This is a genomic window from Kluyvera sichuanensis, assembly GCF_014218705.1.
Lineage (GTDB): Bacteria > Pseudomonadota > Gammaproteobacteria > Enterobacterales > Enterobacteriaceae > Kluyvera > Kluyvera sichuanensis.
Genome location: NZ_JABBJF010000005.1, coordinates 227056 through 253101 on the forward strand (window position 1 = coordinate 227056; position 26046 = coordinate 253101).

A 26046-nucleotide genomic window follows, 5' to 3' on the forward strand; every position below is an offset into this window, starting at 1 on the left:
CGTCATCTGAAAAGAGGAGGACGATAAGCATGAGAAAGTGGATAACGCTGTGTCTAATAGGGCTTGTGGCCCTGGGCGCCGGTCAGTCCGTGCTGTCGGCGCAATCGCCTGCGGCCGTTGCGCCGTATCTGCTGTCTGGCGCGCCGGTCTTTGACCTCTCCATCAGCCAGTTCCGGGAAAAATTCAATACCGACAATCCGACGCTGCCGCTCGATGAGTTCCGCGCCATCGCGTCCAGCCGCGATCAGCTCAATATTACCCGAGCCGCCAGCAAGATTAACGAAAACCTCTACGCCTCGACGGCGCTGGAGCGCGGTACGCTGAAAATTAAATCTATCCAGATAACCTGGCTGCCTATTCAGGGGCCAGAACAGAAGGCTGCGAAAAATAAAGCTCAGGAATATATGAGCGCCCTGATGCGCGCCGTGATCCCAACGCTCACCAAACCGCAAAGCCTGCAAAAGCTGCAAAAATTGTTGGCGCTGGGTAAAGGCAAACACTACTTCGCCAGCACCGAAGGCGCCATGCGCTATGTTGTCGCAGATAACGGTGAAAAAGGGCTGACCTTCGCCGTTGAACCGATTAAGCTGGCGTTATCTGAGAATCTTGAAGGGGAGAATAAATGATAAAAAGCAAAGCCTTCATGACATTCAATCTCTATACTGTTTCACAGACCATGCTGCCCTGACGGGCGGCCATATTCCTTAATTCGCTGATAAGCGTGGAGAATCGAAATGCGACATCCTTTAGTGATGGGTAACTGGAAACTGAACGGCAGCCGCCACATGGTAAACGAGCTGATTGCTAATCTGCGTACCGAACTGGCTGGCGTTGCTGGTTGTGGCGTTGCTATCGCGCCACCAGAAATGTACATCGATCTGGCTAAACACGCCGCTGCGGGCAGCCACATCCACCTGGGCGCGCAGAACGTAGACCTGAACCTGTCCGGCGCATTCACCGGCGAAACTTCCGCTGAAATGCTGAAAGATGTTGGCGCAACCTACATCATCATCGGCCACTCCGAGCGTCGTACTTACCACAAAGAATCTGACGAGCTGATCGCTAAGAAATTCGCGATTCTGAAAGAACAGGGCCTGATCCCCGTTCTGTGCATCGGTGAAACCGAAGCAGAAAACGAAGCGGGCAAAACTGAAGAAGTTTGTGCACGTCAGATCGACGCCGTTCTGAAAACTCAGGGCGCAGCAGCCTTCGAAGGCGCGGTTATCGCTTACGAGCCAGTATGGGCGATCGGTACCGGCAAATCTGCAACCCCAGCGCAGGCTCAGGCTGTTCACAAATTCATCCGTGACCACATTGCTAAAGCTGACGCGAAAATCGCTGAACAGGTTATCATCCAGTACGGCGGTTCCGTAAACGCAGGCAACGCAGCAGAGCTGTTCACTCAGCCTGACATCGACGGCGCGCTGGTTGGCGGTGCATCCCTGAAAGCTGACGCTTTCGCGGTGATCGTTAAAGCGGCAGAAGCGGCGAAAAAAGCGTAAGACATTTACGCGGAACGACCCCGTAGCCCGGCCAAGCGTAGCGCCGCCGGGAAGAACCGGCCATTTGGCCGGTTTTTTTATAATTTCCCCAGCACCTGATACCACGCGTAATCCAGCGGCAACAGCAGCAGATAGCTCACCGCCGCCAGCGCCAGACACAGCAGCATCCCCGCCCGCGCCGGCACCTTCCCTAACGCCATCGCCACCACGATCGGCGACGCCTGATACGGCAGCAGCGGCGTGGAGTAGCCCAGCACCTGAATCATAATCACGCTGAGCAGCGGGAAACCGGTGGCATCGGAGAAGCTCTGAGCAAAAGTCGTATACAACGCTGGCACACCGTTGGCGGTCATAATGAAGTTCAGCGCGCTGGTAATACCGGTTAGGGCCAGGAAACTGGTAAACGGCGCGTCCTCACTGAGCGGCATAACATGCAGCAGCGCATTGCCCACCACCGCGCCAATCCCGGTTTGGGTCACGGTGATCGCCAGCCCCAGAATCCCCGCCACGTAAACGCAGGCACGAATGTTCACCCCGCTGGCAAATTCGTCGCCGTTGATAAATCCCACGCGCGGCAGCAGCGTGATGACCGCAGCCACCAGCCCCGTCCAGGCAGGCCCAATGCCGTGCCAACTCTCACTTACCCATAGCGTTAAGACCACCGCTAATAGCCACGCCAGGCGCTTCTCATCCCCACTCATTGGCGGCAGCGGCTCCAGGTCGCGCGGCGGGTGCGGTTTTCCAGGAAACAGCCAGCAGATAAGTCCCACCAGCGCGGCCCCCTTGAGCCAGCCCAGCACCGGCGTGTGCAGCAGCAGATACGGCACGTAGTTGAGGTGGATACCGTAGGCACCTTCCGCCGCCCCGCTCATCACCAGATTGGGTACGTTGGCGGGCAAAATGGTCGCAGAAAGCTGGAAGGTACCAAAGCCCACGGCCAGCGCCAGCCCGTACCACGCGCGAGTGCCATCTTCGATCCCTGCACGCTTGGCCATTGCCGCCACAATCGGCATCAGCAGCGCAATACGCCCCATATTCGACGGCATCACAAACGCCAGCGCGTAGCTCAACAGCACCACGCTGCCGACCATCAGCAGCCAGGAGTCGGTGAGCCTTGAGGAGAGCGCCCGTGCGGCGCGATCGGCCAGCCCGGTTTTGCGAATGGCAATGCCGAGCACAAATCCGCTAAACACCAGCCAGAAGGCCGACGAGGCAAAGCCACCGAAGATAACGTCCGGCGGCGCGATTTTCGCGGTCATCGCCGCGGCGAAAAACAGCAGCGCAGTAATAAACTCCGGCAGCAGCGAGGTGGCCCACAGCAGGATAGTCACGCCAACGATGATAGAGGGAAGGAACAGAGGGTGGGACAACCAGAGCGACATACCTGTCTCCTGTCGTTTTTTTCAGCAAGCATACGACGACAGGGTAGACAGGTAAACGCCAGATTAGGTGGGGTTATTGCAGGATTGCGCAGCGATGATCCTGAATTTCCTCGGCAGAAGCGCGGTTCAGGGTCAGCAGATTACGCTCGGTCGCCAACAGCAACAGCGAGTCATCACTTTGCTTCACCAGCGCCAGCGCAAAGCGCCCCATATGATCGCGCGCTTCCGGGACCTCTTCCGCCAGCATCAGGAACGGACTGCGCTGCGCCAGCTCGTTTTCGGTGACGCGACGCGCCAGATATTCATGCCCCATCAGCCCGCCCGGCAGCGGTAGCCAGCGGCTGCTAATGGCGGCGATATCACCGTCCAGTTGCTCGCGAACGTCTTTGCGCAGGCAGGAAATATGGATGTGGAAATGGTTTTGCGTCCGCCCGGTACGGGAGTTGATGGTCAGGGAGATCGCGCTATCCGGTACTTCCGAACCCCGTTTGTCGCTCATGATCATACGACGCTGCCACGCCTGCCAGAAGAAGTTTGGCGTTTGCGGGTTGAGCAGCAGTGGGCTTTCGGTGCCGTTAATCCGGTAGGTTGGCATCAGCAGATACTGCAGCGGGCCGTTGCGGTCTTTAAAGAGCACATAGCCGCCCTTCGGGTTCACATCGGCACAGGGTGCCGGGGTGCGATGATTGAGCTGATTAGGTACACACTGGTCTAGCACAATATGGCGCAGCGCGTCCGGGTTGCCGGAATGCAGCCAATACCAGCCGCCCGCCCCCGCAGCAATCACCAACACCAGCAGCGCTGCCAGCAGGTATTTTATCCGTGTCATTTTATCTCCCCAAATCAAACCAGAGGGGAAGAGTAACGTAGTTTGATGACCAAAAGAAAACACCCGGTAAAATCACCGGGTGTTAGAGGGAGATTAACGCTTACTAATCTGGTCGAAAGTCCCACCGTTAGAGAAGTGGTCTTTCTGCGCTTTGGTCCAGCCACCGAACTCATCATCAATGGTAAAGAGCTTCAGTTTTGGGAACTCGCTTTCATACTTCTTCGCCACCGCCGGGTCACGTGGACGATAGTAGTTCTTCGCCGCGATCTCCTGGCCTTCCGGCGAGTAGAGGTACTTCAGGTAAGCTTCCGCCACCGCCGCCGTGCCTTTTTTCTCAGCGACTTTGTCGACCACGGAAACGGTCGGCTCGGCGAGGATAGATTCGCTTGGGGTAACGATTTCAAACTTGTCTTTGCCCAGTTCGTTCGTCGCCAGTAGCGCTTCGTTTTCCCAGGCAATCAGCACGTCGCCGATGCCGCGTTCTACGAAGGTGTTAGTCGAACCGCGAGCGCCGGAGTCCAGCACTTCCACGTTCTTATACAGCGCCTTCACGAAGTCTTGCGCTTTGGCCTGATCGTTGTTGTTGTGATGCAGGGCGTAGCCCCAGGCGGCCAGGTAGTTCCAGCGAGCGCCGCCGGAGCTTTTCGGGTTCGGGGTGATAACGGAAACGCCCGGTTTAATCAGGTCGTTCCAGTCATGAATCTGTTTCGGGTTGCCTTTACGCACCAGGAACACGATGGTGGAGGTGTACGGCGCGGAGTTATCCGGCAGGCGTTTGATCCAGTTTTTGTCGATGCGTCCACGTTCAGCAATGGCGTCAACGTCATAGGCCAGCGCCAGCGTTACCACATCGGCATCAATGCCGTTAATCACGGAAGTCGCCTGCTTGCCGGAGCCGCCGTGCGACTGGCGAATCACCACGTTATCACCGGTCTCTTTTTTCCAGTGCGCGCTGAACGCCTTGTTATATTGTTCGTACAGTTCACGCGTCGGATCGTACGACACGTTGAGTAATTGGATGTCCTTAGCCAGTACGCTGGTAGTAGCCAGCAAAAGAGTTAACCCTACGCCCCACTTATTCATCGCCCGCTCTCTTATCTGTTGTGTTGTAATGAGGCTAGCCTGCCAGAAATCGAACCAATGATTAAAGAATAAAAAAAGATTGATTATGCAGTTTTGAAATATAAGCGGGTACACGAAATGCGCGTATGTTCGAAATCACTCAGCGGGGAAAATTCGCGGGGGTGAAGCATCCCCAGGCCGTTAAAAAACCGCCCGGGGAGGAGTGGAATTAGACTTCTTCCATGCGGCCAAGCAGCGCCTGCAGACGATCCTGCCAGCCGCTCTGCTGTTCTTTCAGCTGGTTGTTTTCACGCTCCAGCTCTTCACGGCTCTGGTGTGCAGACTGTACATCCTGCGCCAGGGTGTTGTTCTTTTCTTTCAGCTCTTCGATTTCCATCTGCAACAGCGTGATGGTATCAATCGCCTGCTGAACTTTCGCTTCCAGTTTCTCAAACACTTCTAATGACATCGTCATAACCTCTCCTGATCTTGCAAGGCGTTGATATCGTCCCGGAACCCCGGCGACGCCTTAACGTAAATAAGCGCACGGCTTGCAGTCGATTGTATGGAGCGCCGTCGCGACTGTCCAGCGCCAGAGCCTGTAGATTGCGGTTGTCCGCAATTTTCGGCCTGGTCCTGGAGCGTTAGCGCACTTTCCCATTAAATTGTTAAATGTTTAGCCACGAGAATGTTTCGCTCCTCACAGTTTTCGTTCCGATAATGTTCATTTATTGGCGCGAAAACGCTCATTTCTTGACGCGGCACACACATTTTGATTTCGATATTTCTCGTTTACGCTCGTTAACGATAAATTAACACTATGCCTACAAGGCAACATGAGTGTTATGACCGCTCATGAACACAATAATCATCAATTAGTCTTTAGGATTCCGATTATGAGCCAGACATCAACCTTAAAAGGCCAGTGCATTGCCGAGTTTCTTGGTACCGGGTTGTTGATTTTCTTCGGCGTGGGATGTGTCGCAGCGTTGAAAGTCGCCGGGGCGACCTTCGGCCAGTGGGAAATCAGTATCATCTGGGGTCTGGGCGTGGCGATGGCCATCTACCTGACTGCGGGGGTTTCCGGTGCGCATCTTAACCCAGCCGTGACCATTGCACTTTGGCTGTTCGCCTGCTTCGACGGGCGTAAAGTCGTGCCGTTCATCGTGGCTCAGTTTGCCGGTGCGTTCTGCGCCGCCGCGCTGGTCTACGGGCTTTATTACAACCTTTTCCTCAACTTCGAACACACGCACAATATGGTGCGCGGCAGCGTCGAAAGTCTTGAACTGGCCGGTATTTTCTCGACTTACCCGAACCCACATATCAATTTTGTGCAGGCTTTCGCGGTAGAAATGGTGATTACCGCTATCCTGATGGGCGTGATTCTGGCGCTTACCGACGACGGTAACGGCGTTCCACGTGGTCCGCTGGCACCGCTGCTGATTGGCCTGCTGATTGCGGTTATCGGTGCGTCCATGGGCCCACTGACCGGGTTTGCGATGAACCCTGCGCGTGACCTTGGACCGAAAACGTTCGCCTGGCTGGCAGGCTGGGGCGACGTCGCCTTCACCGGCGGCAAAGATATTCCTTACTTCCTGGTGCCGCTGTGTGCGCCAATAGTAGGTGCTGCGCTGGGTGCGTTCAGCTATCGCAAGCTGATTGGCCGTCACCTGCCGTGCGACACCTGCGAGGTTGAAGAGCCGAAGGCGGCCTCCAGCCAGAACCAACAAAATGCTTCGCTGTAAACTGACTACGGAACGTTCATTATGACTGACAAAAAATATATCGTTGCGCTCGACCAGGGCACCACCAGCTCCCGCGCCGTCGTTATGGATCATGACGCCAACATCGTCAGCGTGTCACAGCGCGAATTCGAACAAATTTACCCTAAACCAGGCTGGGTTGAGCACGACCCAATGGAAATCTGGGCCACCCAAAGCTCCACCCTCGTCGAAGTGCTGGCAAAAGCCGACATCAGCTCCGACCAGATTGCCGCTATCGGTATCACCAACCAGCGTGAAACCACCGTGGTGTGGGAGCGCGAAACCGGTAAGCCAATTTACAACGCCATCGTCTGGCAGTGCCGCCGCACCGCGGATATCTGTGAGCAACTCAAGCGCGACGGTATGGAAGAGTACGTACGTAAAGCCACCGGTCTGGTCGTTGACCCGTACTTCTCCGGCACCAAAGTGAAGTGGATCCTCGACCATGTTGAAGGCTCCCGCGAGCGTGCGAAACGCGGCGAACTGCTGTTTGGTACCGTTGATACCTGGCTTATCTGGAAAATGACCCAAGGGCGCGTACACGTCACCGACTACACCAACGCCTCGCGTACCATGCTGTTCAACATCAACACGCTGGAGTGGGATGACAAGATGCTGGACGCGCTGGATATCCCGCGCGCCATGCTGCCGGAAGTGCGCAAGTCTTCCGAAGTGTACGGTCAGACCAACATCGGCGGTAAAGGCGGCACGCGTATTCCTATCGCCGGGATTGCCGGTGACCAGCAGGCGGCGCTGTTCGGCCAGCTGTGCGTGAAAGAAGGGATGGCGAAAAACACCTACGGTACCGGCTGCTTTATGCTGATGAACACCGGTGAGAAAGCGGTGGCCTCCAGCCACGGCCTGCTGACCACCATCGCCTGCGGCCCACGCGGCGAAGTGAACTATGCGCTGGAAGGTGCGGTGTTTATGGCGGGCGCCTCCATTCAGTGGCTGCGCGACGAAATGAAGCTGATTAGCGACGCGTTCGACTCCGAATACTTCGCTACCAAAGTGAAGGACACCAACGGCGTGTACGTGGTGCCAGCCTTTACCGGCCTCGGCGCACCGTACTGGGACCCGTATGCGCGCGGCGCCATCTTCGGCCTGACTCGCGGCGTGAACTCGAACCATATTATTCGCGCCACGCTGGAATCCATCGCCTACCAGACCCGCGACGTGCTGGAAGCGATGCAGGCAGACTCCGGCATTCGTCTGCACGCCCTGCGCGTGGACGGCGGCGCGGTGGCCAACAACTTCCTGATGCAGTTCCAGTCCGACATTCTTGGCACCCGCGTGGAGCGCCCGGAAGTGCGTGAAGTGACGGCGCTCGGCGCGGCCTACCTGGCTGGTCTGGCGGTCGGCTTCTGGCAGAACCTGGATGAGCTGCAGGAGAAAGCGGTGATTGAGCGCGAGTTCCGTCCGGGGATTGAAACCACCGAGCGTAACTTCCGCTACAGCGGCTGGCAGAAAGCGGTGAAACGCGCGTTAGCGTGGGAAGATCACGAAGGGTAAGCACTGAGCCTCGGCCGGGCTACCAATCTAATGTAGCCCGGCCGAGCGCAGCGACGCCGGGGACGGCATAAACCATCAGCCAAACATCGGCAACATCAAATACAGCTTAATCACCAGCGCGTTGACGATATCAATAAAGAACGCCCCCACCATCGGCACCACCAGAAACGCCATATGTGACGGCCCGAAACGCTCGGTAATGGCCTGCATATTGGCAATCGCCGTCGGCGTGGCGCCAAGGCCAAAGCCACAGTGACCTGCCGCCAGCACCGCCGCGTCGTAGTTTTTTCCCATCAGACGGTAGGTGACGAAAATCGCATATAGCCCCATCGCCACGGTCTGCACCGCCAGAATCACAATCATCGGCAGCGCCAGATCCGCTAACTCCCACAGCTTGAGGCTCATCAGCGCCATTGCCAGGAACAGCGACAAGCTGACGTTACCCAGCACCGACACCGCTCGTTCGAACACGCGATAAAAGCCCATCAGCGCCAGGCCGTTGCTGAGGATCACCCCAACAAACAGCACGCAGACGAACGTTGGCAACTCCAGCGCCGTACCGGCGAGCAGTTGCGCAATCACTTTACCCAGCGTCAAACAGATGGCGATAAGCGCGATGGTCTCAATCAGCACCAGCGAGGTAATGCTGCGCCCCACGTCCGGCTTTTCAAACGCCGTTGGCACTTCCAGATCGTCCGGCGTGCCGTTCGGTGACGACGAGTGTTTCACCAGATAGCGCGCCACCGGACCACCAATCAGGCCGCCGAGCACCAGCCCAAAGGTGGCGCAGGCCATGGCTACTTCTGTTGCATTTTCAAAGCCATAACGTTCGATAAACAGCTTGCTCCACGCCGCCCCGGTGCCGTGACCGCCGGAGAGCGTAATCGAACCCGCCAGCAGCCCCATCAGCGGGTCGAGCCCTAAGAGCTTCGCCATACCAATGCCCAATGCGTTTTGCAGCAACAGCAGCCCTACCACCACAATCAGGAACGTCCCCACCACCTTGCCGCCCGCACGCAGGCTGGCGATATTGGCGTTAAGGCCGATCGTGGCGAAGAACGCCAGCATCAGCGGGTCCTTCAGGCTCATATCGAAGTCGATTTCCCAGCCCATGCTCTTTTTCAGCACCAGTAGCGCCAACGCCACCAGCAGGCCGCCCGCAACGGGCTCGGGGATAGTGTATTTCTTGAGGAAGGGAACGCTCTGAACCAGTTTTCGTCCTAGCAGCAACACCAGCGTTGCGGCAACGAGCGTCGATAAAGTATCGAGATGAAACATAATTACAGCTCCTGACTAAAACGTATGATTCATTCACACGCGACCAATTTCCCATGTCGTCCACGCCTCCTCATGAGGCGTTGGGCAAAAGTGTAAGCAAGAAAAAGGCGATCAGGGTAGAAAAACGTATTATTTGTCATCATTTTCGTTAACTTACCCCGCCAAATCCCTTTATTTTGCGCGGCTATTTTACGCAATAATTTGTCATCCGTGAAAGCAACCGATTGCTTTTACCAACCAGTCCGCTAAAATCGCCACTTTTCCACCACGGGATTACCTCTGAGATGTCTTCTAACACACTCGATCAAGCCAATGCGCAACCGATTGCGCATTCGCAGAACAGCGAATTAATCTATCGTCTGGAAGATCGCCCACCGCTGCCGCAGACCCTGTTCGCGGCGTTCCAGCACCTGCTGGCGATGTTTGTCGCGGTGATCACACCGGCGCTGCTCATCTGTCAGGCGCTTGGCCTGCCGGCGGAAGACACTCAGCACATTATCAGCATGTCGTTATTCGCCTCCGGCGTGGCGTCCATCATCCAGATTAAAGCCTGGGGTCCGGTGGGTTCTGGCCTGCTGTCGATTCAGGGCACCAGCTTCAACTTCGTTGCGCCGTTGATCATGGGCGGCACGGCGCTGAAAACCGGTGGTGCAGACGTGCCAACGATGATGGCGGCGCTGTTCGGCACCCTGATGCTGGCGAGCTGCACCGAGATGGTTATCTCCCGCGTGCTGCACCTGGCGCGCCGCGTGATTACGCCGCTGGTTTCCGGCGTGGTGGTGATGATTATCGGCTTGTCGCTGATTCAGGTTGGCCTGACCTCCATCGGCGGCGGCTACGCGGCAATGGCTGACCACACCTTCGGCGCGCCGAAAAACCTGCTGCTGGCAGGGATCGTGCTGGCGATCATTATTCTGCTTAACCGCCAGCGTAACCCGTACCTGCGCATCGCCTCTCTGGTGATTGCCATGGCGGCAGGCTACCTGATGGCGTGGTTCCTCGGCATGCTGCCGGAAAACACCGCACCAACGAACAGCAGCCTGATTACCATTCCAACCCCGCTGTATTACGGCCTGGGCATCGACTGGAGCCTGCTGCTGCCGCTGATGCTGGTGTTTATGATTACCTCGCTCGAGACCATCGGTGATATCACCGCCACCTCTGACGTGTCCGAACAGCCGGTTTCCGGCCCGGTCTATATGAAGCGCCTGAAAGGCGGCGTGCTGGCGAACGGCCTGAACTCTTGCGTATCGGCCATCTTCAACACCTTCCCGAACTCCTGCTTCGGGCAGAACAACGGCGTGATTCAGCTGACCGGCGTTGCCAGCCGTTACGTGGGCTTTGTGGTGGCGCTGATGCTGATCGTGCTTGGCCTGTTCCCGGCGGTAAGCGGCTTTGTGCAGCACATTCCTGAGCCCGTGCTCGGCGGCGCAACGCTGGTGATGTTCGGGACCATCGCCGCATCCGGCGTGCGCATCGTCTCCCGCGAACCGCTGAACCGCCGTGCGATTCTGATTATCGCGCTGTCGCTGGCCGTCGGCCTGGGCGTTTCCCAGCAGCCACAAATCCTGCAGTTTGCGCCGGACTGGCTGAAAAACCTGCTCTCTTCCGGTATCGCTGCCGGGGGGATCACCGCGATTATCCTCAATCTGGTCTTCCCGCCGGAAAAAGCGTAATCCCTTTGCGGCAGTGGTTCCGCCACTGCCGCAGACATCGAATAATACGATTCCCAGCTTGAGCATTGCATATAAATCATGCATAACAGGTTTATGTGCCATTCACAGGATGGAAGATCATGAAATTTCTTGGAAAGCTCATTATCTGGCTGCTGATCGCCCTGTTCGTGGTGATATTAGCCTTCTATTTATTGCTGCAAACGCGCTGGGGCGCCCGCCACGTTAGCCAGTGGCTGAGCGATAACACCGCCTATCACATTACGTTTGACGCGATGGATCATCGCTTCTCTTCACCTTCACATATCCTGCTGAAAAACGTCACCTTTGGCCGCGACGGCAAACCCGCAACGCTGGTCGCCAAAGCGGTGGATATCGGCCTGAGTTCGCGCCAGATAACCGACCCGCTGCACGTCGACACTATTCTGTTGCAGGATGGCACGCTGAATCTCTCCCCTTCCACCGCGCCGCTGCCGTTTGCCGCAGACCGCCTGCAACTGAGCAACATGGCGCTAAACAGCCCGGAAACCGGCTGGGAACTGAGCGCCCAGCGCGTCTCCGGCGGCGTGATGCCGTGGGCACCAGTAGCAGGCAACGTGCTCGGCACCAAAGCCCAGATTCAGATGAGCGCGGGTTCGCTGTCGCTTAACGGCGTACCGGCCACCAACGCATTGATCGAAGGCTCGCTCAATAACGGCGAGGTGACCTTAACTACCGTTGGCGCGGATATGGCACGCGGCTCGCTCACCGGCAATGCGCGGCGCAACAGCGACGGCAGCTGGGTGGTGGATAATCTGCGCCTTAACGATATTCGCATGCAAAGCGACAAGTCGCTGCTCGATTTCCTCGCCCCGCTGACTACCGTACCGTCGTTGCAGATTGGTCGGCTGGACATTACCGACGCGCACCTGCAGGGGCCGGACTGGGCGGTCACCGACCTCGACTTCAACTTGCGCAACCTGACCCTCAGTCAGGGCGGCTGGCAGAGCGATGATGGCAAAATTTCGATGAACGCCAGCGAGTTTATCTACGGCTCGCTGCATCTGCTCGATCCGATCCTCAACGCCGAATTCTCGCCACAGGGCATTGCGCTGCGCCAGTTCACCTCACGCTGGGAAGGCGGCATGGTGCGCAGTTCCGGCAACTGGCTGCGCGCCGGGAATGCGCTGGTGCTGGACGACGCGGTCTTCGCCGGGCTGGAATATACGCTGCCGGAGAACTGGAAAACGCTGTGGATGGCGCAGTTGCCGCCGTGGCTGCAAAGCGTGACCCTGAAGAAATTTGGTGCCAGTCGTAACCTGGTGATTGATATCACCCCGGACTTCCCGTGGCAGGTCACCGCGCTGGACGGCTACGGGGCCAACCTGCAGCTAGCGAAAAATCGCCAGTGGGGCATCTGGGGCGGCAGCGCGACGCTGAACGGCGCAGCGGCAACCTTTAACCGCGTTGACGTACGCCGCCCATCCATGACGCTGAACGCCGATGCTTCAAACGTGAATATCACCGAACTGAGCGCCTTTACCGAAAAAGGCATTCTGGAAGCCACTGCCACCGTGGCCCAGCAGCCACAACGCCAGACCCGCGTAACGCTGAACGGCCGCGGCGTGCCGCTGAACGTGCTCCAGCAATGGGGATGGCCTGCGCCGCCGATTTCCGGCGACGGGAACATTCAGCTGACGGCGAGCGGGAATGTACAGGCCGATGCGCCGCTGAAACCGACGGTAAACGGGGAGCTGCATGCGGTAAATATGAATAAGCAGGAAGTCACCCAGCAGATGCAGGGTGGAATGATAAAGTAGCCCGGGCGAGGCGTTCACGCCGACCCCGGGGTTGGCTCGGAGCCGCCCCGGCGGCGCTGCGCTTGGCCGGGCTACAAGAGAGATTGTGCGAGTGTTCCCCTCACCCCGGCCCTCTCCCCAAAGGGGCGAGGGAGAAAACCAAACATGCTAGCCGCACCATCGGTCCCCTCTCCCCGCGGAGAGAGGGTTAGGGTGAGGGGGCACCCTCAAGACTAAAGCGTAATCACTAGCTCATTACCCTGCGCCGTCACCACCACGCCGAGCTCGCTGCCCGCCTGAACGCCGCCCTGCACGCCAGCCACCTGCTGGATGTTGCGCAGACACAGCGTCCAGCCGCTCGCCTTGCCGTTGTCCGTCACGGTAATCACGTTACCCTGACGCTTCGCGGTCAGCGTGTAGATAACCGAACCGTCCTGCGCTGGCACTTCGCAGACCGCCTGACGGCCGTCTTCCAGATGGAACAGCTGGAACGCGGTTCCTTCATGCCAGGCGTAGTTCGGCACCTGGTTATTGTTGCCCAGCGCCAGCAGGGTGTTATCACGCACGTACACCGGCAGGCTCATAAAGTCATGCTGCTGTTTATGCCAGCGGCTGCCCTGCACCTCGTCGTTGTGCCACAGGTGTGTCCAACGGCCTTCCGGCAGGTAGAACTGCACGTCGCCCGCTTCAGTGAACACCGGCGCTACCGCCAGAGAGTCGCCGAGCATGTACTGACGGTCGAGGTAGTCGCACGCCGGGTCGTCCGGGAATTCCAGCATCATGGCGCGCAGCATTGGCGTGCCCTGCTCGTTCGCCAGCGCCGCCTGACGATACAGATACGGCATCATGCGGCACTTCATTTCGGTGAAGTAGCGCACCACGTCGCAGGACTCTTCGTCGTACGCCCATGGCACACGGTAGGATTTGCTGCCGTGCAGGCGGCTGTGGCTGGAGAAGAGGCCAAAGGCGCACCAGCGCTTGTAGACATCCGCCGGGGCGGTGTTTTCGAAGCCGCCGATATCGTGGCTCCAGAAGCCAAAGCCGGACAGGCCGATCGACAGGCCGCCGCGCAGGCTTTCCGCCATCGATTCGTAGTTGGCGTAGCAGTCGCCGCCCCAGTGCACCGGGAACTGTTGCGCGCCCACCGAGGCGGAACGGGCAAACAGCACCGCTTCTTTCTCGCCGAGGTTCTCTTTGAGCACGTTCCACACCAGCTCGTTGTAGATGTAGGCGTAGTGGTTGTGCATTTTCTGCGGGTCGGCGTCGTTGAACCAACGGACATCGGTTGGGATGCGCTCGCCGAAGTCGGTTTTGAAGCAGTCAACGCCCATCTCCACCAGGCCTTTCAGCTTGTCGGCATACCACTGGCAGGCTTCCGGGTTGGTGAAGTCATAAATCGCCAGGCCCGGCTGCCATTTATCCCACTGCCAGACGGAGCCATCCGGGCGTTTGAGCAGGTAGCCCTTCTCTTTCAGCTCCTGGAAGATAGGGGATTTCTGGCCGATGTACGGGTTAATCCACACGCAGACCTTCAGCCCTTTGTCTTTCAGGCGCTGGATCATGCCTTTCGGGTCCGGGAAGGTCACCGGGTCCCATTCGAAATCGCACCACTGGAAGGCTTTCATCCAGAAGCAGTCGAAGTGGAAGACATGCAGCGGCAGGTCGCGCTCCGCCATGCCGTCGATAAAGCTGTTGACCGTCGCTTCGTCGTAGTTGGTGGTGAACGAGGTGGTCAGCCACAGACCGAAGGACCAGGCCGGTGGCAGCGCTGGGCGGCCGGTGAACTGGGTATAGCGGTTCAACACCTCTTTCGGGGTTGGGCCGTCGATAACAAAGTATTCCAGGTGCTCGCCTTCAACGCTGAACTGCACCTTGGAGACTTTCTCAGAGCCAATCTCGAAGGAGACGTTTTCCGGGTGATTCACCAGCACGCCGTAGCCACGGTTGGTCAGGTAGAACGGAATGTTTTTGTAGGACTGTTCGGTGCTGGTGCCGCCGTCGCGGTTCCAGGTTTCAACGTTCTGACCGTTGCGCACCAGTGCGGTAAAGCGCTCGCCCAGGCCGTAAACGGTTTCACCTACGCCGAGGTCCAGACGCTCGAACATGTAGTTGCAATCGTCGTTGCTGTCCTGCACGTAGCCGTTGTTTTTCAGCTGGCTGCCGGTAATGCGCACGCCGTTGCGCAGGAAGTCCAGCGACCAGAATTCACCTTTGGTGACGCGTACACTCAGGTTGCCGCTTTTCAGCTCGGCAAACTCGGCGGTGTTCTGGATGTGTACCTTCACATCTTTCAGCACGTTCAGCGGGTAGTGCGGGCCTTTATCCAGCGCGCCCTGGAAGTGCTCAATGCGCACGCCAACCACCCCTTCCTGAGGAGAGAAAAAGCGAATGGTGAACATCGGCGTATCCAGCTGCCACGTACGTTCCCGCACATCGCGCGGCGCCACATACACCACCAACTCATTCCCATGCTGTTCAACATCAAACACCTGGACAGGATGAATCAAGTTGAGACCCGGTTGGGTCATCCAGTTTCCATCACTGATCTTCATAGTTCGTCCTCTTAATTCCCGAGAGATTGTTTCATAGATACGTTTTCAAAATCCTGCTGAGTGCGGTGCGCCCCGCTCGCCAGTTCGGCCATCATCTTGACCAGGAACGGCGTTTTCAGGGTGTAGAAGCGCTTCGCCACAATGGCGCTCAGCAGGTAGCAAATAGCCGGTACGATAGTGAATAGGGCAATAATGATGCTGATGGTGGTTGGGTTCTGCGCTTTGGCCGCAGCGTCATAACCGCCGCCGGCCAGCATCCAGCCAATCATCGCGCCGCCCAGCGCCAGGCCGAGCTTCAGCACGAACAGCGTGCCCGCGAAGCTAATGCCGGTGAGACGTTTACCGTTACGCCATTCGCCGTAGTCAACGGTGTCGGACATCATGACCCACTGAATCGGGGTCACGAGTTGGTGCAGAACGCCAATCACGAAGATAAAGGCAAACATGATGACGCTAGCGTTCATCGGTACAAAGAACATCGCCAGGCTCAGGACCGCCAGAATGGCGTTGGTCCACCAGAAGACGCTCACTTTGCATTTCCAGTCGGTCAATGGTTTGGCTAATGCCGAGCCAATCAGGTTGCCGACGCAATAGGTGGTGAGGAAGGCGGTAAACAGCGCCGGGGAGCCCATAATCCAGGTGACGTAGTACATCATCGCGCCGCCGCGTACGCAGACCGCCATGATGTTGAGGATGGTGAGCAGGCCAACGATACGCCACTGGTCGTTGTGCCAGATGTCGCGCAGGTCTTCACGCATCGAGTTATTGGTTGGCGGCGCTTCCACACGCTCTTTGGTGGTGAAGAAGCAGAAGGCCAGCATCAGGAACGCCACTACGGAGAGCACCGCGATACCGCCCTGGAAGCCCAGCGCTTTATTGTCGCCGCCGATCAGATTCACCAGCGGCATCATTAAGACGGTAGAGAGCATGCCGCCCGCCGTCGCCAGCACGAAGCGCCAGGACTGCAGCGAGATACGCTGCGTCGGGTCGTTGGTGATCACACCGCCCAGCGCACAGTAAGGGATATTAACCACGGTGTAGAACAGGGTCAGCAGCGTGTAGGTGATCGCCGCATAAATCAGTTTGCCGTTATGGCTGAAATCCGGGGTGCTGTAGGCCAGCACGCAGACCACGCCGAACGGCAGCGCACCAAACAGCACCCACGGGCGGAACTTGCCCCAGCGGCTGCGGGTGCGGTCGGCCAGCAGCCCCATACACGGGTCGGAGATGGCATCCAGCGCGCGCGCCAGAAGGAACATGGTGCCAACAAAACCTGCGGGTATACCGAAGATATCGGTATAGAAGAACATCATGTACAACATGACGTTATCGAAAATGATATGGCTGGCGGCGTCGCCCATGCCGTAGCCGATCTTCTCTTTGACAGATAATACTTCACTCTTCATCTTTCAAACCCTTTTCGCACCGAAGCCACGTTGGTACCGGTTACATGTTTTTTAAACCATCCGTCGTATAAGGTGAATTGCGATATCTCGTTATCAAATTACGTTTCTTGATTTATGTGATCTGGGTTGGCGGGTAGAGTGTGTCGAAGTGTAACTTACGGATTTTGTAGGAATTTCTATCCATGCCGTGCGGCAGATATAAAAAAGATGCCGAAAAATGTAAGTAAAGATGTGGTAACTGATTGAAAGTGGCTATAATGCGCCCCGCCTCCATGTAGCAATGCAGGCGCGGAAGATCGTCGTCTCCGGTGAGACGATTGGACTTCATTTCCAGTGGTAGCCGCCTGCGGCTCCCGGCAGGTTCGACTCCTGCGATCTCCGCCAAAATTCGCCCGCTTTTCCGCCAAAGTATTTACTCGTTTTATCTATACTCTCCCTTAGCGTTGTCCTTTTCCGTACTGATTACTGTCCCGGCTCGTTTACGCCGTAACCCTGCGCGGCCAGCGGTTGATAAACGTGAGGCTAAATGGCCGTGAAATGGTCAAATATTCGGTTATGCCGCTGGTTTTTACGCCATTCATCGGGCAAGAAGTGCGGTAAATTGTGTGCGGTGTTCTAGCGGTAAAATGTAACCATAAGAAAAAGCAGGGTTTTATCTGGGAAGTCCGAAAATGACCGGGCTACGGGGCGAAAAATGTGCCCTGGGGGGATGTGGTAAATGATTGAAAGTAGCTATAATGCGCCCCGCCTCCATGTAGCAATGTAGGCGCGGAAGATCGTCGTCTCCGGTGAGGCGGCTGGACTTCAAATCCAGTTGGGGCCGCCAGCGGTCCCGGGCAGGTTCGACTCCTGTGATCTTCCGCCAAAATTTAACCACTTCTTTTCTATTTACTTATCAGACTAAAATGCATAAATTAATCGCAAATGACTATTAATTTATGGATAACCATTATGTTTGATATAATTAAAATAATTATTGGCTTCATCCTAACTGGCATTGTCGGCTCTTTTTTAGCCCAATACTACCAAAAGAAAAATTTTATATATCAAACAAAAATAATAAAACTACAAAAAGAGATTGATCGACTAAAAGAACTTGCAGATAATATTGAGAAGCTTGCAGGAATGAGGATTTTTTACGGACGAAACTTAATTGATAACAGCAATGAAAGAGAGAGCAAAGAATTCTCTGAGGCAAGAAGGCAATATAGAGCATCCGTCGAGAGATGGAACGAAAACCTATCCTCATTTTTTATTGAACTACGCTCATTAGGATTAACTCAGTTAGCTTTTGATTTAGAAAGAAACGTCCACGATAACCTCAGGAAAGCCCATTCATTAATAGATGAACTAATAAGAAAAAATAATATTGTTGACATATCGAAAATTGGACACCATTATTCAATGGCTTTTGATGGACTAAGATTTGTTTCTAAAAACTTAATCCTTGAGACCGATAGAAAATGGAACAGAATAATATCTGGAAATTCAGAAAAACTAAATCAATATAATTTACCTGATGCCAGCATTGTAACTTTAATCATCGCCATCTTTCACAAAAACCCTCATCTTTTGCGCGTAAGACGCTCTAGCATGGACTAAGTCTGTCCATTTTTTAGTAGGCTTTAATGGCTTTGGTCGTAATAGCATTGCTGCCAAAAATGCTTGTTCATCCATATTAAGTTCGGAAAACTCTTTACCAAAAAATTTAATGGCAGTAGTTTCAAATCCATAAAGCCCGGATCCAAAAAAAGCATTACTTAAATAACATCTAACAATTTGCTTTTTAGAAAACTTATAGTTTATTAATACTGAAAGGATTATTTCATATATTTTACGGTACAACGTCAAATCCCTAAAATTAGTCAGAGTTCTTACCATCTGCATATCAATAGTACTTGCCCCACCATGTTTTTTCAACATTAGACATTTCCCTGCCTCTCTAAATAAAGATTTTAAATCATATCCACCATGTTCTAAAAATCGACGATCTTCTAGCGCCATTACATAGTATTCGAATTCGTTGAAACTTGAATATCCATCAACATTCTTCATATTGTTAGATATTTCAAAAAGATCATAATTAAGGGATATAAAAAAATTTCGAAAATTTCTTACAATTCGTCCATTATATGGTTCACTAACCATGAAAAATACCCCTATATTATTTTAGCCCTTAGGTACTATACCTTTCGCTCTTAACGCTTCTCTCGCCAGCTCTTTCAACCAACTGGCGAGACTTACCCCTTCCTCCGCAGCCACAGCATCCAACTGTTCCTTCAACGCCGGATCAATACGCATCTTGAACTGCGGTGATTGGCCGCCGCCTTTTGGTTTTTTTTCGCGCGACACGATTGACATGAGGCCACCTATCCATCTACTCTGACACACATAGGAGGCCACCTAAACCTCCTCAGCTAGACAACGCTCTGATGTGCGGGAACACAACCAGAGCGTCTAACCTCACCAACTATCAAGGAGTTGATTATGGCTGATCCGCATTCTACCCCAGACTTACCCGCAGCAAAAACTGAGCGCACAATAATTGTGGGATATCGCCCGCAGGGTGCAAACAAAAACACGCCAAGCCTCACCCTTTCCGGGAAGTGGCTGCGCGAGGCCGGGTTCGAAACCGGACAACAGGTTAGCGTAAAGGTGATGGAAGGATGCATCGTCCTGATGGCCTATGGCGAACAGGAGCAGAAGCTGCTGGCGGAATTGAAGGAGACACAATTGAAGCTGAAAGGGATTGAAGCGGTAGTGTCGTCGGTGCATTAAGCATCGGGTTAATGTTCAACTATCCGGAAACGCCGGATAGTTGGCCGGTATGTAAAACGACCGATAAAATTCACGGCCGGGCACGGATACCATTATCGTGTTCGTGGCGGGCATCGCCCGATGGCGCTGCGCTTATCAGGCCTACGGGTGCGGTGCAATGGTAGGCCGGGTAAGCATCGCGCCACCCGGCAAAAAAGCGACACCCGAGCCCTACTATTTTTAGGGAAAGATCCTAAAACGTAGCGCCGAAATTATGCCATCCATTTAATTAATGCTACATATCACTTTATAGAAATTAAAATAATCGCCTGTTTTTATCCCACACACCATGGTCATTATTTTATTTCAAATAATCACTTAGCCTATAAATATATCATATATTTTATATCTCTCGTTTATCCTCCAATAAGGTGACGGGCGATCTATTTTTAATAAAAAAGCCTTAAGGCAAATTGGCAGAATATTGCTACCTATTCTATTTTTATATAAGGGATTTAATCTTCATACGTCATTGTTTTACTAGGGAATAATAATACCTATGTAGAGGTCAATACTATGAACACGTCTTTCAAGTTCATTTTTATCACTCTGGCATCCGTCCTTTTTATTCCGTCGGCCTATGCCGCCCTTGATACCGTCATCACCAGTAACTTTCAGGTGCAAATTACCATTACCAAAACCTGCTCCATCAGCTCGGGCACGCCTATTACTTTTGGGTCGGTCGTCGCGAATACGGTACCCGCGAAGGCAACCACCAACCTAAATGTGACCTGCTCAAAAGGCACGCCTTATACCATCGGTCTTCAGCCGTCTAATAGCAGCACAACGGGCGCAGGTAATATGTCTGGCACCGGCTCAAACGGGGACAAAATCGCTTATCAGCTGTATAGCGATTCCAACGGCGCAACGATATGGGGAAATACCGCTTCTGGAACACCAAATATTGTGTCAGGAACCGGTCAGGGATCATCGCAACCCGTGGCGGTCTATGCTGGCGTCGCTAATACCAACTTTACCCCTGATACCTATACCGACACCGTGACCGTGACCTTTACCTATTAATGCAAGGAAGGCCTATGTTCCGATACACGCCTGCGCTCGCCAGCCTGACCGTGCTCGCGCTTTTTAGCGGCACTGCCGCCGCTAGCGGCCTGCAGGTCACCCCTGTCACCTTGACCTTGCAGCAAAACCAGCGTGCCGAGGGCCTTTGGTTGAGCAACTCCGGTGACAGCCCGGTTAACGCCCAGGTCCGCGTTTTCCACTGGAGCCAGAGTGGTTACAGCGACCAGCTTTCATCTTCGCAAGGGCTGGTCATCAGCCCGCCTATGCTGAACATCCCACCCGGTGGGAAGCAGTTGATCCGCGTGATTCGCACCGGCCCACCGACGAAGGTAGAAGATGCCTATCGACTGTCAATTAACGAACTGCCGCCTTCGACAACGACTACAACGAAAAAAAACAGCCTGCAGTTTGTTATGCACTATTCCGTTCCGGTGTTTATCCAGCCGCCGGGGGCAACAGAAACGCTCGCCAAACTGCAATGGCAGGTGGCGCACAGCGACGGTCGAACCTGGTTACAGGTGAATAACCAGGGCGACGGTCATGCCCAGCTCGCAGAGGTCACGCTGATTACGGCATCAGGCAGCCGAAAAAATATTACGCCTGGACTTTTGGGCTATGTACTGCCCGGTTCGACGATGCGCTGGCCTCTTCCTGCCAGTGCCGGTCAGGGAGAAAAGCTTGAAGTAACGGTTAATGGTCAAAAAACGGTACAAACGCTATAGCGGGCTAAACCGTCTATTAATTATTTTATTAATCAACGTGTTACTTATGGCGAGGAGCACCTCTGCGGAAATGAAAAGCATGGATGGGGTCATTGCCGATAGCACACCGCTGGCCGGGACGGAGCTCTATCTCGACGTCACCCTGAATCAGAATCCTATTGGCCTGGCGCGATTTGGTTACGATCGCGACAAGCTTTATGCCAGCGCCGATAGCCTGCGTAAAATCGGCCTGCGGATACCCGCAAATACGCCCGATCCGGTCTGTCTGAACGACCTCCCCCAGCTGCGCGTGCAGTACGATGCAAATCAGCAAACGCTGGCGCTAATGGCGCCGCTACAACAGCTGGATATGGCCACCACTCAGGTGAACCCGGACGATACGCCGAATCCCGATGCCGCCGCCTCACGCGGGCTGCTACTCAACTACGATCTCTATGCCTCTCAAGGACAAGAAGGGCAGAGCAACGCCAGCGCCTTTAGTGAGCTTCGCGCCTTCAGCAACGTGGGCGTGCTGAGCTCCACGCAGATATCACGCTACACTGGCAATAGCGATAACGTTAGCCAGAACAACGGTATGGTCCGTCTGGACACCAGCTGGCGCACCTCGTTTCCCAGGCAGGCCATCGCGCTCAACGTAGGGGATATGCTCACCAGCGCCGTCAACTGGTCGCGCCCCACGCGTATCGCCGGGATACAGATAGGCACCGATTACAGCCTTCAACCCTATACCCCTATTACGCCACTGCCCTCGTTTTTCGGCTCCGCCACGCTGCCTTCCAGCGTCGAGCTGTATATGAACGGCGTGAAGTACTACAACGGCGAAGTCCCGGCGGGTAATTTCGAACTGAATACGCTGCCCAATATCAACGGCGCAGGCGAGGCGCAGGTCACCATGACCGATGCGCTGGGTAAAACCACGGTGCAGAGCTTCTCGTTTTATAACGACCAGTCGCTGCTGCGTCAGGGGTTGTCAGAATGGTCAGCGGAAGCCGGCGTGGTGCGCAATAACTACGGTTATGAATCCTTTGATTACGCCAGTACGCCCGCCTTTAGCGGCACCTGGCGACACGGCATCAGCAACAGCCTCACCGCAGGCGGGCACGCCGAGGCCACCCAGAGTCTGATTAACGCCGGGTTCAGCAGCGACTGGATCCCCGGCAGCAACAGCGGAACCATTTCCACCGCGCTGGCAGCCAGCGCCGACGCGGGTAAAAACGGTTTCCTCTACAGCGTCGGCTATCGCTGGAACAACAGTCGCTTTAACTTCAGCACCACGACGACTGCCACGGCCAGGGACTACCATGACGTTGCCACCCGCTACGGAAGCCCACCGCCATCGCTTAATCAGAGCACCGTGGTCGGCTATAACACCGAGTCCTTCGGTAGCTTCAGCGTAGGCTATTTACAGTACCGCTCTCCCGGCCAGCCCACCCAGCGCTACACCAACGCCAACTGGTACCAGTCGGTGTCCAACCGCGTATACCTCACCGCCGGGCTGAATCAGAACGTTGATCGCAGCCGCGACCGCAGCATATTTCTGGTCGTCAACGTCTCGTTTGATAACAACATCAATACCAGCACCACCGTACAGCGTAGCAATAATGATCAGATGAGCTACTCGTTCAACGCCAGCAAAACCCAGCCGTCTGATGGCGGCCTGGGCTGGAACATGGTGCTCAACCAGCAGGACGCTCAGCAAAGCGGTCAGGGCGAGTTGGGCTATCTCGGGCGTTACGGCAAAGTTTACGGTGGCTACAGCAATATGTCGGGCAATCAGTCCGGCTACGCCGGGGCCAACGGCGCGCTCGTGCTGATGGGCGGCGGCCTGTTTGCGTCGCAGACCATCAACAACGGCTTTGCGGTGGTCTCTACCGGCGGTATGCCTAACGTACCGGTGCTGCTGCAAAATAATCCGATTGGCACCAGCAACGACAGCGGCCTGCTGCTGGTCACGCCGCTCAACAGCTATCAGAAAAATGAGATCAGCATTAACCCGATGGATCTCCCGGCTAATATGCGGATCGATCCGGTGAACACCGTGGCGATCCCTGCCGATCGCTCAGGAACAATGGTCAACTTTACGGTAAAAACCGTACGTTCTGCGCTGATCGTGCTGAAAAATGCGCAGGGAGAGGTGATACCGGAAGGGTCATCCGCCACGCTGAACGGCGTGCAGAGTCAGAACGCCGTGGTCGGCTTTGACGGCATGGTCTATTTCGACACCCTGGACGCGCATAACACCCTCAACGTGGTCACCAGCGCGGGTCGCTGTACGGCACAGTTCGATTACCCAGAAAAAGCACGAGATATTCCACAAATTGGGCCATTAACGTGCCAATAAGGAGCAGCGATCATGTGGTTAAGAGTGATGATTTTACTGGTAGGGCTGTGCTTTTTCCCGCTAAAAAGCTTTGCGGTGAGTTGTACCGTTTCCCCCGTCCCCAATGTCGCCTTCACCAGCGCCGTGTCCCCATTCAACAACACAAGTGATACGGTTATCAGTGTAAACGTTAACTACACCTGCACGGGGGCTGTACTCTCACTGCTGGGCGCCACCATCTGTTTCAACTTTGGCCCATCGACAAATGGGGCCACTCTTCCCCGGCAGATGACCTCAGGCACGGCAAAAATTAACTATCAACTCTATCAGGACAGCGGGCATACCATCGTATTAGGCAATCAGGACAGCAACGCAAGTTTTAGTCCCATGAGGGTTCCCTGGCGTATGCTTACTACCAATGATTTAACCGGCTCCTTTACCATCTATGCCGTCATACCTAAAGGGCAAAGTACGGCAGTCCCAGGAAACTATTCGGACACCTTTCTCGCCATTAACGCCTCGATTACCTCAATCATTAATCCGCTCAATCTGGGCTCAGCGTGTGGCAGCACGGTCGTCGGTAACTTTGCTTTTGGCGTCACCGCCACCGTCAGTAAACAGTGCCAGATCACCGCCACCAACACGCTTTCACTGGGTTCAGTTGCCTACACCCAAACCAATATTACCAGCAACAGCAACTTCACCATGGCATGCACAAACGGTACCGCCTACACCATCGGGCTCACCCCCTCAAACGGTAACACTGCCGGGAGTGGCGTTATGAAAAGCACCGCGACGACCTCAACCAACCCAGACCTGGTTCCCTATCAGTTGAAATCAACGGCAGGCGTTTCTGGTCTCACATGGGGTAACGCATCTCCCAACCTGGTCGCAGATACCGGTACAGGATCCTCCGTCAACAAAACGGTCTACGCCCTGGTTCCCAACGCCAACTATCGCGCAGACAGCTACGCCGATACCGTCACCATCACCGTGACCTACTAAAGAAAATCTTTATCGATAACGTATACTGAAGCCATCATCCCCCGAGAGGAATCCGTATGCGCTCACTAAACCGCCTCAAATGGCTGCATGCCTTTGAAGCCACCGCCCGTCACGGCAGTTTTACCGGCGCAGCGCAGGAACTGGGCGTGACGCCCGCCGCCGTGGGGCAACTGGTCAGGGCGCTGGAAGATTGGGTCGGGCACCCGCTGCTGCACCGCGCTCGCACCGGTAAAGAGCGGTTGACGCTAGTGAGTGAAGCGCAGGAAGCCTTGCAGGACATCACCCTGGGGCTGGATAAGCTCGAGTCCGGGCTGAACAAGCTGCGCGGCCGCCGGGCGCGTTCGGTGGTGGTGGTAACCGCCTCGCAGGTGCTGATGATGAACTGGCTGATGGAGCGCCTGAACCGCTTCTCTGAAGCCCATGATGCGATCGACCTACGCCTGAACGTTACTGAAAAGCTGATGGATGTCTCCCACGGCGAGGCCGACGTCGGCATCCGCTGTGGGCAGGGCGATTGGCCGGGTGTGGATAAAACCTGGCTGATGGATGAAGAAGCGGTACTGGTCTGTAGCCCGCGTCTGGTGCCGCCGGAGAAAACCGCCTGCGCGGATTGGCTCTCGCAGCAAAAGCTGATTCACGACGATACCCCTCACCCCGGCGCTAATTTTCCCGATTGGGACGAGGTGCTCAGCGCACTGAACGCGCCAGCGGCAAAAGAGAGTGGGCTGCATATCAACTCCACCTCGGCGGTGATCCTCGCGGCTTTAAGCGGGCGCGGTGTGGCGATTGTGCGCCATGCACTGGTGAAAGCGTTGATCGACAGCGGGCAACTCACGCAACTGCATCCGGATCACCGCTGGCCGCTGACCTGGTCTTATTACATTGTGACCCCGCAGCATGCAGTAATGCGTCCGGAAGTGAAAATCTTCCACGACTGGTTGATTACCGACATTGCTGCCGAAAACAGTGCCGCGTAGAAAAACTATCCTGCGCCGCAAGAAGATCTGATTTGTGGCAGCGGCCATGACTTCTGATAATTCAGGCAACCCAACTGCCACTATGAATACAGGAGAACATCATGGCCTGGTTGCAAATCACCCTCGATATCAGCCCCGAAAACCGTCCCGCCGCTGCGGGCGTTTATCAGCAGTACAAAGCACCATTCCTCAATACCATCGCCGGAGCAACGGCCAAAGAGCTGCTGATCCGCGAAGAAGACGTGCAGGTATTGCACGGTTTTAACACCCGCGAGCAGGCGCAGGCCTACCTCAGCAGCGACCTGTTCACTCAGGACGTGGTCGAAGCGCTGAAGCCGTATCTGAACGGTGCGCCGGACGTGCGTATTTACGATGTAGCTTAAGGGAATTTCCCCTCACCCCGGCCCTCTCCCCAAAGGGGCGAGGGAGAAAACCGTCGGTCCCC

General features: G+C 55.4%; 23 protein-coding genes and 2 tRNA genes. 16 read left to right on the forward strand and 9 right to left on the reverse strand.

The window, feature by feature from the left end:
• The first annotated feature begins 29 nt into the window (after positions 1-29).
• Together HII27_RS08560 and tpiA are read left to right on the forward strand one after the other, a co-directional pair.
• Positions 30-626: a DUF1454 family protein gene (locus tag HII27_RS08560; RefSeq protein WP_185667501.1), complete on the forward strand. Its 597-nt coding sequence runs from the start codon at positions 30-32 to the stop codon at positions 624-626.
• 108 nt (positions 627-734) lie between these two features.
• On the forward strand, positions 735-1502 hold the full coding sequence (gene tpiA, locus HII27_RS08565) for a triose-phosphate isomerase (RefSeq protein WP_035895862.1): 768 nt from the start codon (positions 735-737) through the stop codon (positions 1500-1502).
• Between the two features lie 77 nt (positions 1503-1579).
• On the opposite strand, the gene HII27_RS08570 is transcribed toward tpiA, so the two are convergent.
• The 4 genes from HII27_RS08570 to zapB form a co-directional block, all read right to left on the reverse strand.
• Positions 1580-2884, reverse strand: a complete 1305-nt coding sequence (locus tag HII27_RS08570) for an SLC13 family permease (protein WP_185667502.1) — start codon at positions 2882-2884, stop codon at positions 1580-1582.
• Between the two features lie 73 nt (positions 2885-2957).
• The gene (locus tag HII27_RS08575; protein ID WP_185667503.1) at positions 2958-3713 is read right to left on the reverse strand and encodes a CDP-diacylglycerol diphosphatase; all 756 of its coding nucleotides are present in this window, start codon (positions 3711-3713) and stop codon (positions 2958-2960) included.
• Positions 3714-3806: 93 nt separating this feature from the next.
• Complete coding sequence (sbp, locus tag HII27_RS08580; protein WP_185667504.1) at positions 3807-4796, reverse strand: sulfate/thiosulfate ABC transporter substrate-binding protein Sbp; 990 nt, start codon at positions 4794-4796, stop codon at positions 3807-3809.
• Positions 4797-5004: 208 nt separating this feature from the next.
• On the reverse strand, positions 5005-5250 hold the full coding sequence (gene zapB / locus HII27_RS08585) for a septal ring assembly protein ZapB (protein ID WP_115073675.1): 246 nt from the start codon (positions 5248-5250) through the stop codon (positions 5005-5007).
• Positions 5251-5671: 421 nt separating this feature from the next.
• Here zapB and HII27_RS08590 point away from each other — a divergent pair, with 421 nt between their 5' ends.
• Both HII27_RS08590 and glpK read left to right on the forward strand, forming a co-directional pair.
• Positions 5672-6520, forward strand: a complete 849-nt coding sequence (locus HII27_RS08590; RefSeq protein ID WP_185667505.1) for an MIP/aquaporin family protein — start codon at positions 5672-5674, stop codon at positions 6518-6520.
• Between the two features lie 21 nt (positions 6521-6541).
• Positions 6542-8050 (forward strand): glycerol kinase GlpK, encoded by a 1509-nt coding sequence (gene glpK / locus HII27_RS08595; protein WP_185667506.1) that lies wholly within the window; start codon positions 6542-6544, stop codon positions 8048-8050.
• Positions 8051-8125: 75 nt separating this feature from the next.
• Here the strand turns inward: glpK and gltS are convergent, their stop codons facing one another.
• Entirely contained in the window at positions 8126-9328 is a 1203-nt protein-coding gene (gltS, locus tag HII27_RS08600) for a sodium/glutamate symporter (RefSeq protein ID WP_185667507.1), read from the reverse strand.
• Positions 9329-9612: 284 nt separating this feature from the next.
• On the opposite strand from gltS, the gene HII27_RS08605 reads away from it, so the two are divergent.
• Both HII27_RS08605 and HII27_RS08610 read left to right on the forward strand, forming a co-directional pair.
• Positions 9613-11004, forward strand: coding sequence for a nucleobase:cation symporter-2 family protein (locus HII27_RS08605; RefSeq protein WP_185667508.1), 1392 nt, complete (start codon positions 9613-9615; stop codon positions 11002-11004).
• Positions 11005-11123: 119 nt separating this feature from the next.
• A complete protein-coding gene (locus HII27_RS08610; protein WP_185667509.1) occupies positions 11124-12800 on the forward strand; it encodes an AsmA family protein in 1677 nt (558 codons plus the stop codon).
• A gap of 212 nt (positions 12801-13012) precedes the next feature.
• On the opposite strand, the gene yicI is transcribed toward HII27_RS08610, so the two are convergent.
• Both yicI and HII27_RS08620 read right to left on the reverse strand, forming a co-directional pair.
• Positions 13013-15331 carry an alpha-xylosidase gene (gene yicI / locus HII27_RS08615; protein WP_185667510.1) on the reverse strand — a complete coding sequence of 773 codons (2319 nt, stop codon included), beginning with the start codon at positions 15329-15331 and terminating at the stop codon, positions 13013-13015.
• An 11-nt stretch (positions 15332-15342) separates the two neighbouring features.
• Positions 15343-16737 (reverse strand): glycoside-pentoside-hexuronide family transporter, encoded by a 1395-nt coding sequence (locus HII27_RS08620; protein ID WP_185667511.1) that lies wholly within the window; start codon positions 16735-16737, stop codon positions 15343-15345.
• Positions 16738-17027: 290 nt separating this feature from the next.
• Between HII27_RS08620 and HII27_RS08625 the strand changes: the two genes are divergently transcribed.
• The 3 genes from HII27_RS08625 (at position 17028) to HII27_RS08635 (ending at position 18339) form a co-directional block, all read left to right on the forward strand.
• Positions 17028-17121, forward strand: a tRNA-Sec gene (locus HII27_RS08625).
• A gap of 386 nt (positions 17122-17507) precedes the next feature.
• Positions 17508-17602, forward strand: a tRNA-Sec gene (locus HII27_RS08630).
• A gap of 86 nt (positions 17603-17688) precedes the next feature.
• Entirely contained in the window at positions 17689-18339 is a 651-nt protein-coding gene (locus tag HII27_RS08635; RefSeq protein ID WP_185667512.1) for a hypothetical protein, read from the forward strand.
• Here HII27_RS08635 and HII27_RS08640 read toward each other — a convergent pair.
• Both HII27_RS08640 and HII27_RS08645 read right to left on the reverse strand, forming a co-directional pair.
• Entirely contained in the window at positions 18274-18885 is a 612-nt protein-coding gene (locus tag HII27_RS08640; protein ID WP_185667513.1) for a biosynthetic peptidoglycan transglycosylase, read from the reverse strand. The genes HII27_RS08635 and HII27_RS08640 overlap by 66 nt on opposite strands.
• A 21-nt stretch (positions 18886-18906) precedes the next feature.
• Positions 18907-19098, reverse strand: coding sequence for a toxin-antitoxin system HicB family antitoxin (locus HII27_RS08645; protein WP_185667514.1), 192 nt, complete (start codon positions 19096-19098; stop codon positions 18907-18909).
• A 126-nt stretch (positions 19099-19224) separates the two neighbouring features.
• Between HII27_RS08645 and HII27_RS08650 the strand changes: the two genes are divergently transcribed.
• The 7 genes from HII27_RS08650 to HII27_RS08680 all read left to right on the forward strand — a co-directional run bounded on the left by HII27_RS08650 (position 19225) and on the right by HII27_RS08680 (position 25984).
• Positions 19225-19515, forward strand: coding sequence for a SymE family type I addiction module toxin (locus HII27_RS08650; protein ID WP_185667515.1), 291 nt, complete (start codon positions 19225-19227; stop codon positions 19513-19515).
• A gap of 555 nt (positions 19516-20070) precedes the next feature.
• Positions 20071-20577 carry a Csu type fimbrial protein gene (locus HII27_RS08655; RefSeq protein ID WP_185667516.1) on the forward strand — a complete coding sequence of 169 codons (507 nt, stop codon included), beginning with the start codon at positions 20071-20073 and terminating at the stop codon, positions 20575-20577.
• A gap of 14 nt (positions 20578-20591) precedes the next feature.
• On the forward strand, positions 20592-21299 hold the full coding sequence (locus HII27_RS08660) for a fimbrial biogenesis chaperone (RefSeq protein WP_185667517.1): 708 nt from the start codon (positions 20592-20594) through the stop codon (positions 21297-21299).
• 70 nt (positions 21300-21369) lie between these two features.
• Entirely contained in the window at positions 21370-23640 is a 2271-nt protein-coding gene (locus tag HII27_RS08665; RefSeq protein WP_223883174.1) for a fimbria/pilus outer membrane usher protein, read from the forward strand.
• A gap of 12 nt (positions 23641-23652) precedes the next feature.
• Positions 23653-24624, forward strand: coding sequence for a Csu type fimbrial protein (locus tag HII27_RS08670; RefSeq protein WP_223883175.1), 972 nt, complete (start codon positions 23653-23655; stop codon positions 24622-24624).
• Positions 24625-24680: 56 nt separating this feature from the next.
• On the forward strand, positions 24681-25601 hold the full coding sequence (locus HII27_RS08675) for a LysR substrate-binding domain-containing protein (protein WP_185667519.1): 921 nt from the start codon (positions 24681-24683) through the stop codon (positions 25599-25601).
• Positions 25602-25702: 101 nt separating this feature from the next.
• A complete protein-coding gene (locus tag HII27_RS08680) occupies positions 25703-25984 on the forward strand; it encodes a hypothetical protein (RefSeq protein WP_185667520.1) in 282 nt (93 codons plus the stop codon).
• Positions 25985-26046: the final 62 nt, after the last annotated feature.

Bases quoted from the DNA above. Each gene is read 5' to 3' on its own strand.
- HII27_RS08560 (WP_185667501.1), top strand. From the start codon at position 30: ATGAGAAAGTGGATAACGCTGTGTCTAATAGGGCTTGTGGCCCTGGGC.
- tpiA (WP_035895862.1), top strand. From the start codon at position 735: ATGCGACATCCTTTAGTGATGGGTAACTGGAAACTGAACGGCAGCCGC.
- HII27_RS08570 (WP_185667502.1), bottom strand. From the start codon at position 2,884: ATGTCGCTCTGGTTGTCCCACCCTCTGTTCCTTCCCTCTATCATCGTT.
- HII27_RS08575 (WP_185667503.1), bottom strand. From the start codon at position 3,713: ATGACACGGATAAAATACCTGCTGGCAGCGCTGCTGGTGTTGGTGATT.
- sbp (WP_185667504.1), bottom strand. From the start codon at position 4,796: ATGAATAAGTGGGGCGTAGGGTTAACTCTTTTGCTGGCTACTACCAGC.
- zapB (WP_115073675.1), bottom strand. From the start codon at position 5,250: ATGACGATGTCATTAGAAGTGTTTGAGAAACTGGAAGCGAAAGTTCAG.
- HII27_RS08590 (WP_185667505.1), top strand. From the start codon at position 5,672: ATGAGCCAGACATCAACCTTAAAAGGCCAGTGCATTGCCGAGTTTCTT.
- glpK (WP_185667506.1), top strand. From the start codon at position 6,542: ATGACTGACAAAAAATATATCGTTGCGCTCGACCAGGGCACCACCAGC.
- gltS (WP_185667507.1), bottom strand. From the start codon at position 9,328: ATGTTTCATCTCGATACTTTATCGACGCTCGTTGCCGCAACGCTGGTG.
- HII27_RS08605 (WP_185667508.1), top strand. From the start codon at position 9,613: ATGTCTTCTAACACACTCGATCAAGCCAATGCGCAACCGATTGCGCAT.
- HII27_RS08610 (WP_185667509.1), top strand. From the start codon at position 11,124: ATGAAATTTCTTGGAAAGCTCATTATCTGGCTGCTGATCGCCCTGTTC.
- yicI (WP_185667510.1), bottom strand. From the start codon at position 15,331: ATGAAGATCAGTGATGGAAACTGGATGACCCAACCGGGTCTCAACTTG.
- HII27_RS08620 (WP_185667511.1), bottom strand. From the start codon at position 16,737: ATGAAGAGTGAAGTATTATCTGTCAAAGAGAAGATCGGCTACGGCATG.
- HII27_RS08635 (WP_185667512.1), top strand. From the start codon at position 17,689: ATGTTTGATATAATTAAAATAATTATTGGCTTCATCCTAACTGGCATT.
- HII27_RS08640 (WP_185667513.1), bottom strand. From the start codon at position 18,885: ATGGTTAGTGAACCATATAATGGACGAATTGTAAGAAATTTTCGAAAT.
- HII27_RS08645 (WP_185667514.1), bottom strand. From the start codon at position 19,098: ATGTCAATCGTGTCGCGCGAAAAAAAACCAAAAGGCGGCGGCCAATCA.
- HII27_RS08650 (WP_185667515.1), top strand. From the start codon at position 19,225: ATGGCTGATCCGCATTCTACCCCAGACTTACCCGCAGCAAAAACTGAG.
- HII27_RS08655 (WP_185667516.1), top strand. From the start codon at position 20,071: ATGAACACGTCTTTCAAGTTCATTTTTATCACTCTGGCATCCGTCCTT.
- HII27_RS08660 (WP_185667517.1), top strand. From the start codon at position 20,592: ATGTTCCGATACACGCCTGCGCTCGCCAGCCTGACCGTGCTCGCGCTT.
- HII27_RS08665 (WP_223883174.1), top strand. From the start codon at position 21,370: ATGAAAAGCATGGATGGGGTCATTGCCGATAGCACACCGCTGGCCGGG.
- HII27_RS08670 (WP_223883175.1), top strand. From the start codon at position 23,653: ATGTGGTTAAGAGTGATGATTTTACTGGTAGGGCTGTGCTTTTTCCCG.
- HII27_RS08675 (WP_185667519.1), top strand. From the start codon at position 24,681: ATGCGCTCACTAAACCGCCTCAAATGGCTGCATGCCTTTGAAGCCACC.
- HII27_RS08680 (WP_185667520.1), top strand. From the start codon at position 25,703: ATGGCCTGGTTGCAAATCACCCTCGATATCAGCCCCGAAAACCGTCCC.